Below are 13,261 nucleotides of genomic sequence, written 5' to 3'. Positions count from 1 at the left end.
TTTCGCATGTTTTCTCTCTCGGTCCAGGGGCGCATTACCCTGATTGCGGGCTGCTCCCTGTTGCTGAGTGCCGCCACCCTGGTGGTCTCCTCCCTCTACACCGGTTCGCGCATGCAAGAGGAGGTGATGAGATCCACCACCACGGAGGCCGAGCTCGCTGCCACCCGCTGGATGCAGGCCATGGGCTCCGAGCAGGCGGCCAGGATCACCAGCTATCTGGACGAAGCCTACTTCAGGGCCACCCTGCTGGCCCAGAGCCTGCTGTTCCAGCGCCAGAACGCCGCCGACAACTTCACCCACTCCGAGGCGCTGCGTGGCGCCATCAACCAGCAGCTGCACAGCGCGGTCACCCACTCCCCGAACCTCATCGGCGCCTACGCCATCTTCGAGCCGGATCAACTGGATGGGGAAGATGCCAACTACCAGGGCTCGACCGAGCTGGGTTCCAACGACAAGGGGCGCTTCTCCAGCTACTGGGCCCATGTGGGGGACAAGGTGAGCCTGGAGGTGATGGACGAGGCGACCCTCAATGATGCCAGCCCGGATGAGTTCGGCACGCCCCAGAATGAGTGGTATCGCTGCAGCCTGCGGGAGCAGGCGCTCTGCCTGCTCGAGCCCTATCTGGACGACGTGGGGGGCGAGCAGGTGCTGATGACCTCGGTCACCACGCCGCTGCGCGAAGAGGGGGCCTTGCTTGGCATGGTCGGCATGGACATCTCCCTGGCCAGGTTGCAGACGCTGGTGCACGAGATGGAGCAGACCCTCTATCAGGGCCAGGGGCGTATCTTGCTGCTGAGCCAGGGTGGCCGGGTGGCGGGCGCTGCCGGGTTTGACATCCGCCCCGGGGAGGTGCCCGGCGCCCAGGATCAGGCACTGCTGACCGAGATCGGTGGCTGGTTGCGTCAGGGCCAGCCCCTCACCCAGTGGAGCCAGGATGGCGCCAGCCTGCAGAGCTTCATGCCGGTCGCCATGCGCGGCACCTCCCAGCGCTGGGGCATCTATATCGATCTGCCCCGCGCCGTGGTGCTGGCCTCGGCCAACCAGCTGCAAGGAGAGCTGGCGGCCCAGGCCAGGAACAGCGTCTGGTCTCAGCTCGGGGTCGGGGGGGCCATCACCCTGGGGGCCCTGCTGTTTATCTGGTGGATGGCCCATCGCATCGTGGCCCCCATCCGCGCCGTGGTGGCGCGACTCAAGGACATCGCCTCGGGGGAAGGGGACCTCACCCAGCGCATCGATATCCAGCGCAGTGACGAGATTGGCGAGCTGGCCGATGGTTTCAACGGTTTCCTCGACAAGCTGCAGGTCACCATAGGCGACATCATCACCACGGTGGGCGGCACCCGGGCCAGTGCCGCCGAGGCCGCCGTGGTGGCTGACAGCACCAGCGAGGGGATGCAGGCCCAGTACCAGGAGGTGGATCTGGTGGCGACCGCCTTCGAGGAGCTCAGCGCCACCGCTCTGCAGGTCTCGGGCCATGCCAGGGCGGCGGTGGCGGCGGCCGATGAGGCCGACAGCGCCGCCCAGGAGGGCAAGTTCGTGGTGGCCGATACCCAGGAGGCCATGGCCAGGCTGATGGCGGTGATCAGCGAGGCCAAGCCGGAGGTGGAGCGACTGTCGGCCAACAGCGAGAACATCAACGACATTCTCACCGTGATCCAGAGCATCGCCGAGCAGACCAACCTGCTGGCTCTCAATGCCGCCATCGAGGCGGCGCGGGCCGGGGAGCAGGGGCGCGGTTTCGCCGTGGTGGCAGACGAGGTGCGCAACCTGGCCGGTCGCACCCAGAATGCCATCGTCGAGATCCAGGCCCTCATCCATCAGCTGCAATCGGGCACGCAGGGGGTGGTCAAGGCGATCATGAGCGGTCACAGCCAGGCGGATCTCACCCTGGGCAAGGTGGACTCCTCGGTGCGGGTACTCGAGCAGATCATCTATGCGGTGGGCACCATACACCAGATGAACGAGCAGATAGCCAGGGCGGCGGGGGAACAGAGCGGCGTGGCCGATGAGATCAACCGTAACGTCAGCAACATTCGCGACGTGAGTCACCGCATTCGCGAGCAGGCGGCGAGCGCGGCCCAAAACAGCCGGGCCCTGGCCGCCCTGGCGGATCAACAGCAGCAGCTGGTCGGTCAGTTCAAGGTGTGACGGCGGCACCCCGGCGGACCATGGGGAGCCAATCCATTATTTTTTCAACAAAAAAAGGCGCCATCCATGGGAGGCGCCAAACACATTCAGATGACAGACTGGGTCAAAACCTTGCGGCCAAAACCCCTCTTCCCGCAGAGGAAGAAACACAACACCACAATCGGAAGCCGGCTCAAAAAGCACATGTGAACCACACGGAGCAGAAAAAGTGAGCCATATGACAACGGATTGCGGGGCGAATTATGTTTATTCGCTGGTCGGCCCGCAACCGACAAATTATAATGCCGTCCATTAGAAAAACTCATCGTTGGCTGGTGTCATGTCTCGTCGTTTACCCCCGCTCAATGCGCTCAAGGCTTTCGAAGCGGCGGCGCGCCACTTAAGTTTTACCCGGGCAGCCGAAGAGCTGTTCGTGACTCAGGCTGCCATCAGCCACCAGATCAAGGCGCTGGAAGAGTACCTTGGCATCAAGCTGTTTCGGCGCAAGAACCGCTCCCTGCTGCTGACCGAGGAGGGGCAAGGCTACTTCCTCGACATCAAGGACATCTTCGCCTCCATCTCGGAGGCCACCGACAAGCTGCTGGCCCGCAGCGCCAAGGGGGCCCTCACCGTCTCCCTGCAGCCGAGCTTCGCCATCCAGTGGCTGGTGCCGCGGCTGGTGCGTTTCAGCGAGCGCCACCCCGACATAGACGTGCGCATCAAGGCGGTGGACATGGACGAGGGGGCCCTCACCGATGACGTGGACGTGGCCATCTACTACGGCCGCGGCAACTGGCCTGGGCTGCGCTGTGACAAGCTGCACACCGAATACCTGATCCCCGTCTGCTCCCCCCTGCTGCTGACCGGCCCCAAGCCGCTGCGCACCCCGGAGGATCTGACCCGTCACACCCTGCTGCACGACACCTCCCGCCGCGACTGGAAGGCCTGGTTTCGCCAGCTCGACATCGATGCGCCCAACGTCAACCAGGGGCCCATCTTCAGCCACTCCACCATGGTGATCCAGGCGGCGATCCATGGTCAGGGGGTGGCGCTCGGCCACAGCGTGCTGGCTCAGCCCGAGATCGAGGCAGGGCGCCTCATCTGTCCGTTCGAGCAGGTGCTGGTGAGCAAGAATGCCTTCTACCTGGTGTGTCAGGAGCAGCAGGCGGATCAGGGCAAGATAGTGGCGTTTCGCGACTGGATGCTGGAGCTGGTGGAGCAGGAAGAGGCCCGTCGCCGGGCGAGGCTGGCCGATGCCTGATCCGATCCGGGAGGGGGCGGCGGACGCCCCGGTGCGCATCCTGCTGGCCCATGGCGCCGGCGCCGGCATGGAGCACGCCTTTCTCGCCGAGCTGTCACGGCGGCTGGCGGGGCCCGAGCTTGAGGTGATTCGCTTCAATTTCCCCTACATGGACAAGCGCGCCCAGGACGGCAGGCGCAGGCCGCCGGACCGGCAGCCGGTCTTGCTGGATCATTGGCGCCAGATGGTGCGCGAGTTTGCCCATCCCCGGCTCTATCTGGCCGGCAAATCCATGGGGGGACGGATGGCGGCCGAGATAGCCGATGAGGTGAATGCTGCAGGATTGCTCGTTCTCGGGTATCCTTTCCACCCTCCCGCCAAGCCCGATGCCTGGCGCGGCGAGGTGCTCAAGACGATCGCGACGCCAACCCTGCTGCTGCAAGGGGAGCGCGACAGCTTCGGCAGCCGCCTCGAGCTGGCCGATTTTCCCTTCTGTGCCAAGGTCGATGTGCGCTGGCTGACCGATGGCGATCACGGTTTCAAGCCGCGCAAGGCGAGCGGTTTGACCGAGTCGGACAACCTGGCGCAGGCGGCGGCCCATATCAGGGCCTTCATCGGGGCAGGGGCCATCTGATCCGTTTTCCCTGTCGAGAAGGAGTGTCTGGATGCGAACTCATCCTGTCTGGTTGGTGCTCGCCGGCCTGTTTGGCCTGACGGCAACCATGCTGGGGGCCTATGGTGCCCATGGCCTGGCGGCGAGCGGCGTCACGCCGGCCAAGCTGGCGGCGTATCATAGCGCGGTCAACTATCAGTTCTTTCATGCCCTGGCCCTGCTGATGCTGGGCTGGTGTGCACCGCGCCGCCGTGCCGTGACGGTGGCGGGCGTTGCGTTCACGCTGGGGATCCTGGGATTCTCCGGCAGTATTTATGCCATGGTGCTGCTTGGCAGCAAGGGGCTGGGGCTTGTGACCCCGGCCGGTGGCCTCTGTTTTATGTTGGGATGGGCCGCCCTTGTCTGGGTGGGCTGTCGTCTTGGAGGAAAAAATGAATAATCTGCTGCTTTATTGCCGCCCCGGTTTTGAGAAAGAGGCGGCGGCAGAGATCACCGAGCGTGCCAGTAACATGCAATGCTACGGTTTCGCCCGGGTCAAGGACGACAGCGGTTACGTGATATACGAGTTGTATGACGAGGAGCAGGCCGATCTGCTGGCGCGCAAGCTGCCGTTCCGTGAGCTCATCTTCATCCGTCAGATGCTGGTGGTGACCCACGAACTGAAGGACCTGGACGTGGCGGATCGGATCTCCCCCATCATCGAAGCGGCCCGTGATTACACCATCTGTGGCGATCTGCGGGTGGAAACCGCCGATACCAACGAGGCGAAAGAGCTGTCGGCCTTCTGCCGCAAGTTCACCGTCCCCTTGCGCCAGGCCCTGCGCAGCAACGAGATCCTGACCAAGAAGGAGACAGGCAACCGCCCCGTGTTCCATGCCTTCTTCATGGCCAACGATCACCTGCTGCTGGGCTACTCCTACTCCTTCAACAACTCCGAATTCCACATGGGCATACCGCGCCTGCGCTGCCCGGCCGATGCACCGAGCCGCTCCAGCCTCAAGCTGGAAGAGGCCTTCTATGTGTTCGTGCCCAAGGAGGAGTGGAGCCGTCGTCTCACCTCCGGCATGAAGGCGGTGGATCTGGGGGCCTGCCCCGGCGGCTGGACCTATCAGCTGGTGCGTCGCGGCATGATGGTGACTGCGGTGGACAACGGCACCATGGCGCCCTCCCTGATGGAGACGGGCCAGGTGAAGCACCTGCGTGACGACGGTTTCGTCTGGCGTCCCGGCAAGAAGAACATCTACTGGCTGGTGTGCGACATGGTGGAGAAGCCGGCGCGGGTGACCCACATGATCGCGGACTGGTTCCGGGAAGGGGACTGCCAGGAGGCCATGTTCAACCTCAAGCTGCCGATGAAGAAGCGCTATGCCGAGGCGGTGCACAACATAGAGGTGCTGCGGGATCTGCTCAAGCAGATCGACAACGCCTTCGTGATCCAGGCCAAGCAGCTCTATCACGACAGGGAAGAGATCACGGTGCACGTCTACAACAAGTACTGGGTCTCCAAGCTCGAAGAGAAGATCTGACGGCGACACCCCGAGAAGACAGAAACAAGAAGACCGGCGCGAGCCGGTCTTTTGCATTGCTCCTGGGAGAGTACTGCTATTCCTGCTCGTCGAGCCACTGGCCGAGCCGCTCCTCCAGCCAGAAGCGGGGTCGCCAGGGGGGACCATAGACGAAGCCCACATGGCCGCCTTGCTGGCTCAGCTCATAACGCACCTGGAGTGAGAGCTGCTCCGGGCGCGGGATCACCTCCCGGGTCATGAAGGGATCGTCGGCGGCGTGGAGGATCAGGGTCGGCACCGGGATCCGGGCCAGCAGCGACAGCCCGGAGCAGCTCTGATAGTAGTGCTCGGCGCTGTCAAATCCGTGCAGGGGAGCCGTCACCTTCTGGTCGAACTCGTGCAGGGTGCGAATGGCCCTGATGTCCCTGGCCCGAAACGGGGCCTGGGGATGGCGCGCCAGCTTGCGCAGCAGGTGGGCGCGCATGGTGCCGAGCAGGTAGCGCTGATAGACCCTGGAAAAGCCCTGATTGATCCGGTGCGAACAGGCATCGAGCCGCATGGGGGCCGAGATCACGGCCGCCGCCTTGAGGGCGGGAGGGCAGGCCCGGGCCAGGAGGTTGACCAGCATGTTGCCCCCCAGGGAGTAACCCACCGCCAGCAGCGGCTTGCCCGGGAAGCGGCGGGCGAGTTCGGCGATCAGGGCCTGGGCATCCTCGATGGCGCCCGAGTGATAGGCCCCCAGATGACGGTTGGGCTCGCCGCTGCAGCCGCGAAAGTGCATCAGCACCGCCTGGTCGCCCCGACGTTGCAGGTGTTGCAGCATGCCGCGGGCATAGTGGGACTCCACGCTGCCCTCCAGCCCGTGAAACAGCACGATGAGCGGGCGGGCATCCGGGCTGATGGGGCCGCTCCAGGCGAGATCGACGAAGTCGCCGTCCGCCAGCTCGAAACGCTCGGCGACGTAGCGCGCCGGCCTGCGGCGCAGCCACTTGGGCAATATGGTCTGCAGGTGGGGGTTGCGGGCCCACCAGGGGGCGCGAAAATGGCTCTCGGTCAGCATCTTGATCCCGGCCGGCTCAGGGCTGGTTCACCAGGCTGTCATGATGCTCGGCGCCGCGCAACATGGCCTGGACCAGTTCATTGGCCTCGAACTTGGTGAGCGCCTCGTGGGCACCGACCTGATGGGCCTGCTCGACGCTGATCTCGCTCGACAGCGAGGTGTGCAGGATGATGTAGGCCCGGGCCAGGCGGGCATCATTCTGGGCCTCGAATGCCAGCTCGTAACCATCGAGCCCCGGCATCTCTATGTCGCTCACCAGGATGTCGATGGGGGTGCCCTGGCTGGCGCGCTCCTGCATCAGGGTCAGGGCATCCCGGCCATTGGTGCACACCTCATAGGGGATGTTGATGTAATCCAGGGCGGCGGTGAGCTGCTTGCGGGCCACCGCGGAGTCGTCCACCAGCAGGATCCGCATCGGTTTGATGCGCTCGCGCTGCACGTCGGTCAGCACGGGGTAGAGGTGGCTGGGGTCGTCCGGATAGACCCGCGACAGGATCAGCTCCACATCGAGCAGCTGGATCAGCTGATCCCCCACCCGGGTCACCCCGGTCACGAACACATTGTTGCCAAGGGCCGCGGGAGGGGGCTCTATGTCGCGCCAGTTGCACTCGGTGATCTTGTCAATGCCCCGCACCAGAAAACCCACCAGGGTACGACGACAGTCGGTGATGATGATAAAGCAGTTCGCCATCTCCTCCTCGCTGATGCGTCGATAGCCCACCGCCATCGCCATGTCGATGACGGGGATGGTGGTGCCGCGCATGTTGGCGGCGCCGAGCACGGTCGGATGAGCGTGGGGCAGGGCGGTCAATCGGGTATAGGGCACTATCTCCTTCACCTTGAGGGTGCCGATGGCGAATGACTGTCGGGCGGCGAGGTGAAACAGCAACATCCCCTGGGATTGGTTGGCCTTGCTTTTCATGGCAAAAGTCCTGTGGTCAAGAAAATAAGGGCAAAACGGTGCGGGCCCGGGTTCATGCAAGATGGCCCTGCACTGTTAGCGACCGCGCTCGGAAAATCTGTAATCTTCCCTGGGCGCTGCCAGGGTTCTCCCTCATCCAGGCTGGCCGTCGGCGAGGGGGCAACCGAGCCAGCGCTGGCTGGCCTGCTCCAGCGCCGCCGGGGCCAGGCCCAGCTTGCCGGCGAGGGTGGCCGCCTTGTTGCCCCCCTTGAGCAGGCGCAGGGCCTGCACCAGCTGCCACTGGCTGGCGAGGGCATCGGCATCGACCAGGGCGCCGCCCAGCCGGTTCCAGGCGGCCTCGGCCCCTTCCTCTCCCCGGGCCAGGGCCTGCCAGGCCAGCTGCAGCTCGCCATGGGCCTGAGGCTGGAGCGCATGATGCAGCAGCTCATCGTGGATCACCTGCAGCCGCTGGCCATAGGGGCCCTGCCACTCCCGTGGTCGCTGCCAATCGGCCAGGCTCGCCAGCAGGCTGCTGAGCAGGGGGCCGGGCGTCAGCCAGCCCGCCTGGCTCGGTTGGGGCAGACGCAGGGAGCAGCGCACGCGGACATAGCGGCAATCGGCCAGGGGGGTGAAGGCCGCCAGCGCCTCGGCCGGCAGCCAGAAGGCGCTGCCCGCGGGGATCAGCAGTTCATGCTGGCCAAGGCGCAGCAGGGCCGCCCCCTGAACCAGATGCAGCAACTGGCCCATGGGGGCTCGCTTGCGGGCACCGGCGTGCAGGTAGCGGGGGGAAAAATGCTGACATTCGATGGCGTGATGCATGAGTAAATCCTGATATGATGCTGCCCGGAGGTAACAAAAATGGAAACCAGACGTAAAAAACGCTTCATTGCCGGGGCGACATGCCCGGCGTGCGGCAAAATTGACACCATGATGCTGTATCTGGAGCATGGAGTCGAGAAGGTGACCTGCGTCCAGTGTGGCGATACCCAGGTGCAGACCCAGGAGGCGGTGGCCGAGGCGAGCCGTCAGGCGGAGCAGGTGATCGGCGTCTTCCGGCCGGAATGATGGCGCCCAGGCGCAGCCCCTTCGGCTCGGGCTCGGGTCGCGCCATATGCTTGCCCCGCATTTTAGGGTATTCTGGGGCGGTTTTTTCTCTCATTCGCAGGATCACTGACATGAAAGTAGCTCCCCTGAGCGTAGTTACGCTGGAATACACGGTCACCGACGAGCACGGTGAAGTCATCGACAGCACCATCGGCAAGGAGCCTCTGGTCTATCTGCACGGCACTCGCTATCTGGTCTCCGGCCTCGAAGCCGAGCTGGAAGGGCGCAGTGTGGGCGATGCCTTCGAAGTGACCCTGGCACCGGCCCAGGCTTACGGTGAATACGACGAGACCCTGGTACAAGAAGTGCCGGGCGAGCTGTTCGACGGCATGGAAGTGTCCGAAGGGGATACGTTCGTCGCCGAGACCGACGACGGCCACCGCCCGGTGACCGTGGTGGAAGTCTCCGAATCCTTCGTCAAGGTCGATGGCAACCACCCGCTGGCCGGCGTGACCCTGGCGTTCAAGGTGGAAGTCAAAGAGGTGCGTGCCGCGACCGCAGAAGAGCTGGCTCATGGCCATGTGCACGGTGCCGGTGGCTGCGGCCATGACCACGGTCATCACCATGATCACGACCATGATCATGAGGGCGGCTGCTGTGGCGGCGGTCACCATGGCCACAGCCATGATGACGCCGAGGAGCAGGGCGGTTGCTGCGGTGGCGGCGGCTGCGGTGGCAAGGGCCACCAGCACTGATCCCGGGCCTGGTCCCATGATGAAAAAACCCGCGACAGACGCGGGTTTTTTTATTGGGCGAAGGGGCGGGCTCAGTAGTGGGGTGGCGGCGTCTCTTCGGCCATGCTGGCGATCTGGCTCGGCTGCACGCCCTGCAGTTTATCTACCAGCAGCTGGATCTGGTGCTTGAGTCGATCCAGTTCGCGGCCCTGGGTGGTGACCTCGTCATTGAGCTGCTCCACCGTGTACTCGGCGAAGGCGAGGCGGCTTTCCAGGGTCTCGATGCGATCGTTAAGTTGCTGACTCATGGGCCTTTAGGTCCTTACTTGATGGTCCAGATTTCCGCCAGGCCGCTGGAGCTGGCGCTGACGAGGTGGCCATTGTCGCGCAAAGCGGCGGCGTACACCACAGCGCTCGGCGGTTTGACCCCGGGGCGGGGAGCCACCTGCCAGTTGGCCAGGGCCTTGCCATCCTTGACCCGCCACAGGGTGAGCTTGCGCGACGGGGCGCCCGTGATCAGCCAGTTGCCCTGGTTGGCGAAGCGGGCGCTGGTGTAGACCTCGAAGCGGGATGACTTGTCGAGGCGGCTCAGGGCCTTGCCGCTGACCAGATCCCAGATGCGGCCGCTGCGGCTGTCGGCGGTGAAGGCGTAACGGCCAGACTCGTCCAGACGTACCATCACCACCCGGCCCTCGTGATTGAAGCGATGCAGCACTTGGCCGCTTTGGGTATCCCACAGGTAGGCGCTGTAGTCGTTGCCGCCGGTCAGGGCGTAGCGGCCATTGGGGGAGAGATCCACGCTGTTGACCTGCTCGGTATGGCCGAGAAACTGTATCCGGCGCCCGCTCTGGGTGTCCACCAGCTCGGCCTTGCCATCCTCGCGGCCGATCAGCACGGCGCGGCCATCGCTCGAGATGGCGATGTCGCGCAGTTTGGATTCGGGCAGGGAGTAGTAGCCCTGGGCCTGGCCGTTGTCGAGCCGCCAGATGGCGAAGGTCTCCAGGCTCGCGATCACCGCATGACTGGCCCCCGGGCCGAAGCGGGTGATGAAGACCTGCTCCTGCGCCTTGTCCGACAGGCGCCAGCGCCACAGCTGCCGGTCGTGTTCCAGATCCCAGGCCAGGGTGCCCTGCTCCAGGCTGGAGACCAGGGCCAGCTTGCCATCCGGGCTCAGATCGGCGCTCACCGCACCGGCGCTGGAGAGGGGGATCTGGCGATCCGAGGTGGGCTCGGCATCGCAGCCTGTCAGTATCAGACAAACCCCGATCAGATAAATGGCACTTTTTATCATTTTTCCTGTCTCATGCTTTCGTTACCTGGGATCCCGGCGTTAGTATAAGGCGCTTATCACGATAAACCTCTCATTTCACGAAGGAACCGAGAGCGGTATTTAGAGTTTTGGAGAAACTGATGAACAATTTTCTGAAGGTGTCCCTGCTGGCCGCGGCGGTTGCCGTTGGTCTGACTGCTTGCCAAAAAGATGAGAAACCTGCTGCAACCAACACCGCAGAGGTCAAGGCAGAAGCCAGCCAGCCGGCAGAGGCGCCCAAGGCGGATGCCAAGAGCTTTGAGGAGCAATCTGGTTATGCAATTGGCCTCTCCATGGGTCGCTATATCGCCAACACTCTGGAGCGTCAGCAAGAGCTCGGTATCCAGCTGGATAACGCCGTCATCCTCAAGGGGGTGACCGACGGTCTGGACAAGAAGGCGGACATGAAGGATGAAGAGATCCAGAAGGTACTGCAGGCCTATGACGCCAAGATCAACGAGCTGACCAAGGCCAAGGCCGACAAGGACGCCGAGGAGAACCTGAAGAAGGGTGAAGCGTTCCTGGCCGCCAACGCCAAGAAAGAAGGGGTGAAGAGCACCGAGTCCGGCCTGCAGTATCGGGTCGAGAAGATGGGCGAGGGCGCCAAGCCCAAGGCCACCGACGTGGTCAAGGTGCACTACACCGGCACCCTGATCGACGGCACCAAGTTTGACAGCTCCGTCGATCGCGGCGAGCCGGCCACCTTCCCGCTCAACCAGGTGATCCCGGGTTGGACCGAAGGGGTTCAGTTGATGCCTGTTGGCTCCAAGTTCAAGTTTTTCCTGCCCTCCAAGCTGGCCTATGGCGAGCATGGTGCCGGCTCCATCCCGGCCAACGCCGTGCTGGAATTCGATGTCGAGCTGCTCGCCATCGAGGCGCCGGCCGCCGAAGGGGATGCCGCCGCCAAGCAGTAAGGCGACGGGTAAGAGGCGAAACGGCTCCTTCGGGGGCCGTTTTTATGGGTGCTGGTCGGCCAGAGTACAAGAAAGAGGCGATCGCAGGCTTGAGTCCGTGGCGATAGCCCAGCAAAATAGATAAGCAAATCAATCGCAAGGATGAATCGCCGTGGCGGAAAACAAACCTCGCGTACTGCTGGTGGAAGACACCCGCAGCCTGGCCGTGGTCTATGAACAGTACCTGCGTCAGGAGGGGTATGAGGTCATGTCCGCCGACTGCGGGCAGCGGGCCATCGAGCTGATGCTGGCCCAGCCGCCGACCGTGGTGCTGCTCGATCTGGAGCTGCCGGACATGTCCGGGATGGACATCTTGCAGCAGATCACCGAGCAGCAGCTGCCCAGCGCCGTGGTGGTGATCACGGCGCACGGCTCGGTGGACGTGGCGGTGGAGGCGATGCGGCTGGGGGCCTTCGATTTTCTGACCAAGCCCTTCGATGGCAAGCGGCTGTGCGCCACGGTGCGCAACGCCGTCAACCATCAGCAGCTCAGCTTCCTGGTGGCCCAATACCGGGAGAACTTCGAGCGCAGCTCCTTCGCCGGTTTCATCGGCGCCTCCCTGCCGATGCAGGCGGTCTATCGCATCATAGAGAGCGCGGCGCCGAGCAAGGCGACCGTGTTCATCACGGGGGAGAGCGGCACCGGCAAGGAGGTGTGCGCCGAGGCCATTCACCAGTGCAGCCCCCGCAGCGAGCGCCCCTTCATCGCCCTCAACTGCGCCGCCATTCCCCATGACTTGATGGAGAGCGAGATCTTCGGCCACGTGAAGGGATCCTTTACCGGGGCCCAGGGGGATCGCAAGGGGGCCGCCAGCCTGGCCGATGGTGGCACCCTGTTTCTGGACGAGATCTGCGAGATGGATCTCGACTTGCAAAGCAAGCTGCTGCGCTTCATCCAGACCGGGACCCTGCAACGGGTCGGCAGCGGCAAGCTGGAGACGGTGGATGTGCGTTTCGTCTGCGCCACCAACCGAGATCCCCTGGCCGAGGTGAAGGCGGGGCGCTTTCGCGAGGATCTCTACTATCGACTCCATGTGATCCCCCTCAGCCTGCCCCCCCTGCGCGAGCGTGGCGAGGACATACTGCTGCTGGCGCGCAACCTGCTGCAGAGCTACGCCAGGGAAGAGAACAAGCGCTTCAAGGATTTCGACGCCGAGGCGGCGCGGGTGCTGCTCGATTACCCCTGGCCCGGCAACGTGCGCGAGCTGCAAAACGTGGTGCGCAACATAGTGGTGCTCAACGACAGCGAGCTGGTGAGCCCGGCCATACTGCCGCCGCCCCTCAACGGAGGGCGCAGCCTGCAGGCCGGCGTCGCCCTGAGCGCCGCGACCGACGGCTCTGCCCCCGCCCAGGCGAATGCCCCGATCCGCCCGCTCTGGCTGGTGGAGAAGGAGACCATAGAGCAGGCCATCGCCAGCTGTGACGGCAACATCCCCAAGGCGGCGGCCCTGCTGGAGATCAGTCCCTCGACCATCTATCGCAAGAAGCAGAGCTGGGAAGAGACGACTATGACGTGAGTGGTGGGCCTGGGCTCAGGGCTGCCCTGCCGGAGATCAGTCCCCCAATCCACCCATTTATCGCAATAAGCAGAACCGGGAAGAGGCGAGCCAGGCCTGAGTGGCGGGCCAGGGCCCGTGGTGACGGCAATATCCCCAGGGCGGCCCTTATTCGCCATCCTGAGGAGATCAACCTGTGTACGGGGCGGCCACCAGCCCGCCCCGCTGCGTTGGTGACGTGGGTTAGTGTTTGCCCAGCCTCATGCGCCGGCTCAGCCCC

The 13,261-nt window shown here is 64.2% G+C and carries 14 protein-coding genes; 9 read left to right on the top strand and 5 right to left on the bottom strand.

The features are described 5' to 3' along the window. The first annotated feature begins 6 nt into the window (after positions 1-6). From ACW5W4_RS16760 to rlmM, 5 genes are all read left to right on the top strand, one after another. Positions 7-2,148 (top strand): methyl-accepting chemotaxis protein, encoded by a 2,142-nt coding sequence (locus ACW5W4_RS16760; protein ID WP_456690140.1) that lies wholly within the window; start codon positions 7-9, stop codon positions 2,146-2,148. A gap of 319 nt (positions 2,149-2,467) precedes the next feature. Beyond that, a complete protein-coding gene (locus ACW5W4_RS16755; protein WP_005893350.1) occupies positions 2,468-3,388 on the top strand; it encodes a transcriptional regulator GcvA in 921 nt (306 codons plus the stop codon). Continuing rightward, complete coding sequence (locus ACW5W4_RS16750) at positions 3,381-4,001, top strand: alpha/beta family hydrolase (RefSeq protein WP_456690139.1); 621 nt, start codon at positions 3,381-3,383, stop codon at positions 3,999-4,001. The genes ACW5W4_RS16755 and ACW5W4_RS16750 overlap by 8 nt, the downstream gene beginning before the upstream one ends. Positions 4,002-4,032: 31 nt before the next feature. Continuing rightward, positions 4,033-4,419, top strand: a complete 387-nt coding sequence (locus ACW5W4_RS16745; RefSeq protein WP_408792560.1) for a DUF423 domain-containing protein — start codon at positions 4,033-4,035, stop codon at positions 4,417-4,419. Further along, positions 4,412-5,506, top strand: coding sequence for a 23S rRNA (cytidine(2498)-2'-O)-methyltransferase RlmM (gene rlmM, locus ACW5W4_RS16740; RefSeq protein WP_456690138.1), 1,095 nt, complete (start codon positions 4,412-4,414; stop codon positions 5,504-5,506). Before ACW5W4_RS16745 ends, rlmM begins: the two co-directional genes overlap by 8 nt. A 76-nt stretch (positions 5,507-5,582) precedes the next feature. Here the strand turns inward: rlmM and ACW5W4_RS16735 are convergent, their stop codons facing one another. The 3 genes from ACW5W4_RS16735 to ACW5W4_RS16725 form a co-directional block, all read right to left on the bottom strand. Beyond that, entirely contained in the window at positions 5,583-6,545 is a 963-nt protein-coding gene (locus ACW5W4_RS16735) for a hydrolase (RefSeq protein ID WP_456690137.1), read from the bottom strand. A 16-nt stretch (positions 6,546-6,561) separates the two neighbouring features. Beyond that, positions 6,562-7,467: a chemotaxis protein gene (locus ACW5W4_RS16730; RefSeq protein WP_456690136.1), complete on the bottom strand. Its 906-nt coding sequence runs from the start codon at positions 7,465-7,467 to the stop codon at positions 6,562-6,564. A 132-nt stretch (positions 7,468-7,599) separates the two neighbouring features. Further along, positions 7,600-8,265, bottom strand: coding sequence for a hypothetical protein (locus ACW5W4_RS16725; protein WP_456690135.1), 666 nt, complete (start codon positions 8,263-8,265; stop codon positions 7,600-7,602). 39 nt (positions 8,266-8,304) lie between these two features. On the opposite strand from ACW5W4_RS16725, the gene ACW5W4_RS16720 reads away from it, so the two are divergent. Both ACW5W4_RS16720 and ACW5W4_RS16715 read left to right on the top strand, forming a co-directional pair. After that, positions 8,305-8,511, top strand: coding sequence for a YheV family putative zinc ribbon protein (locus ACW5W4_RS16720; protein ID WP_456690134.1), 207 nt, complete (start codon positions 8,305-8,307; stop codon positions 8,509-8,511). 110 nt (positions 8,512-8,621) lie between these two features. Continuing rightward, positions 8,622-9,245: an FKBP-type peptidyl-prolyl cis-trans isomerase gene (locus ACW5W4_RS16715; protein ID WP_427262645.1), complete on the top strand. Its 624-nt coding sequence runs from the start codon at positions 8,622-8,624 to the stop codon at positions 9,243-9,245. A gap of 71 nt (positions 9,246-9,316) precedes the next feature. Here ACW5W4_RS16715 and ACW5W4_RS16710 read toward each other — a convergent pair whose 3' ends face one another. Continuing rightward, entirely contained in the window at positions 9,317-9,532 is a 216-nt protein-coding gene (locus tag ACW5W4_RS16710; protein ID WP_041995546.1) for a SlyX family protein, read from the bottom strand. Between the two features lie 14 nt (positions 9,533-9,546). Then, positions 9,547-10,515: a WD40 repeat domain-containing protein gene (locus ACW5W4_RS16705; protein WP_456690133.1), complete on the bottom strand. Its 969-nt coding sequence runs from the start codon at positions 10,513-10,515 to the stop codon at positions 9,547-9,549. Positions 10,516-10,634: 119 nt separating this feature from the next. On the opposite strand from ACW5W4_RS16705, the gene fkpA reads away from it, so the two are divergent. Together fkpA and ACW5W4_RS16695 are read left to right on the top strand one after the other, a co-directional pair. Next, positions 10,635-11,447: an FKBP-type peptidyl-prolyl cis-trans isomerase gene (gene fkpA, locus ACW5W4_RS16700; RefSeq protein WP_427262647.1), complete on the top strand. Its 813-nt coding sequence runs from the start codon at positions 10,635-10,637 to the stop codon at positions 11,445-11,447. A 151-nt stretch (positions 11,448-11,598) separates the two neighbouring features. Next, on the top strand, positions 11,599-13,002 hold the full coding sequence (locus ACW5W4_RS16695) for a sigma-54-dependent transcriptional regulator (protein ID WP_456690132.1): 1,404 nt from the start codon (positions 11,599-11,601) through the stop codon (positions 13,000-13,002). Positions 13,003-13,261: the final 259 nt, after the last annotated feature.

The sequence above is a fragment of the Aeromonas crassostreae genome (genome assembly GCF_054052445.1).
This window is presented reverse-complemented; position numbering and strand designations above follow the sequence as displayed.

What these genes read in the sequence shown, in the direction of transcription:
- rlmM (WP_456690138.1), top strand. Translation starts at nt 4,412, where the DNA reads ATGAATAATCTGCTGCTTTATTGCCGCCCCGGTTTTGAGAAAGAGGCG.
- ACW5W4_RS16725 (WP_456690135.1), bottom strand. Translation starts at nt 8,265, where the DNA reads ATGCATCACGCCATCGAATGTCAGCATTTTTCCCCCCGCTACCTGCAC.
- fkpA (WP_427262647.1), top strand. Translation starts at nt 10,635, where the DNA reads ATGAACAATTTTCTGAAGGTGTCCCTGCTGGCCGCGGCGGTTGCCGTT.
- ACW5W4_RS16710 (WP_041995546.1), bottom strand. Translation starts at nt 9,532, where the DNA reads ATGAGTCAGCAACTTAACGATCGCATCGAGACCCTGGAAAGCCGCCTC.
- ACW5W4_RS16715 (WP_427262645.1), top strand. Translation starts at nt 8,622, where the DNA reads ATGAAAGTAGCTCCCCTGAGCGTAGTTACGCTGGAATACACGGTCACC.
- ACW5W4_RS16735 (WP_456690137.1), bottom strand. Translation starts at nt 6,545, where the DNA reads ATGCTGACCGAGAGCCATTTTCGCGCCCCCTGGTGGGCCCGCAACCCC.
- ACW5W4_RS16720 (WP_456690134.1), top strand. Translation starts at nt 8,305, where the DNA reads ATGGAAACCAGACGTAAAAAACGCTTCATTGCCGGGGCGACATGCCCG.
- ACW5W4_RS16760 (WP_456690140.1), top strand. Translation starts at nt 7, where the DNA reads ATGTTTTCTCTCTCGGTCCAGGGGCGCATTACCCTGATTGCGGGCTGC.
- ACW5W4_RS16705 (WP_456690133.1), bottom strand. Translation starts at nt 10,515, where the DNA reads ATGATAAAAAGTGCCATTTATCTGATCGGGGTTTGTCTGATACTGACA.
- ACW5W4_RS16755 (WP_005893350.1), top strand. Translation starts at nt 2,468, where the DNA reads ATGTCTCGTCGTTTACCCCCGCTCAATGCGCTCAAGGCTTTCGAAGCG.
- ACW5W4_RS16750 (WP_456690139.1), top strand. Translation starts at nt 3,381, where the DNA reads ATGCCTGATCCGATCCGGGAGGGGGCGGCGGACGCCCCGGTGCGCATC.
- ACW5W4_RS16745 (WP_408792560.1), top strand. Translation starts at nt 4,033, where the DNA reads ATGCGAACTCATCCTGTCTGGTTGGTGCTCGCCGGCCTGTTTGGCCTG.
- ACW5W4_RS16730 (WP_456690136.1), bottom strand. Translation starts at nt 7,467, where the DNA reads ATGAAAAGCAAGGCCAACCAATCCCAGGGGATGTTGCTGTTTCACCTC.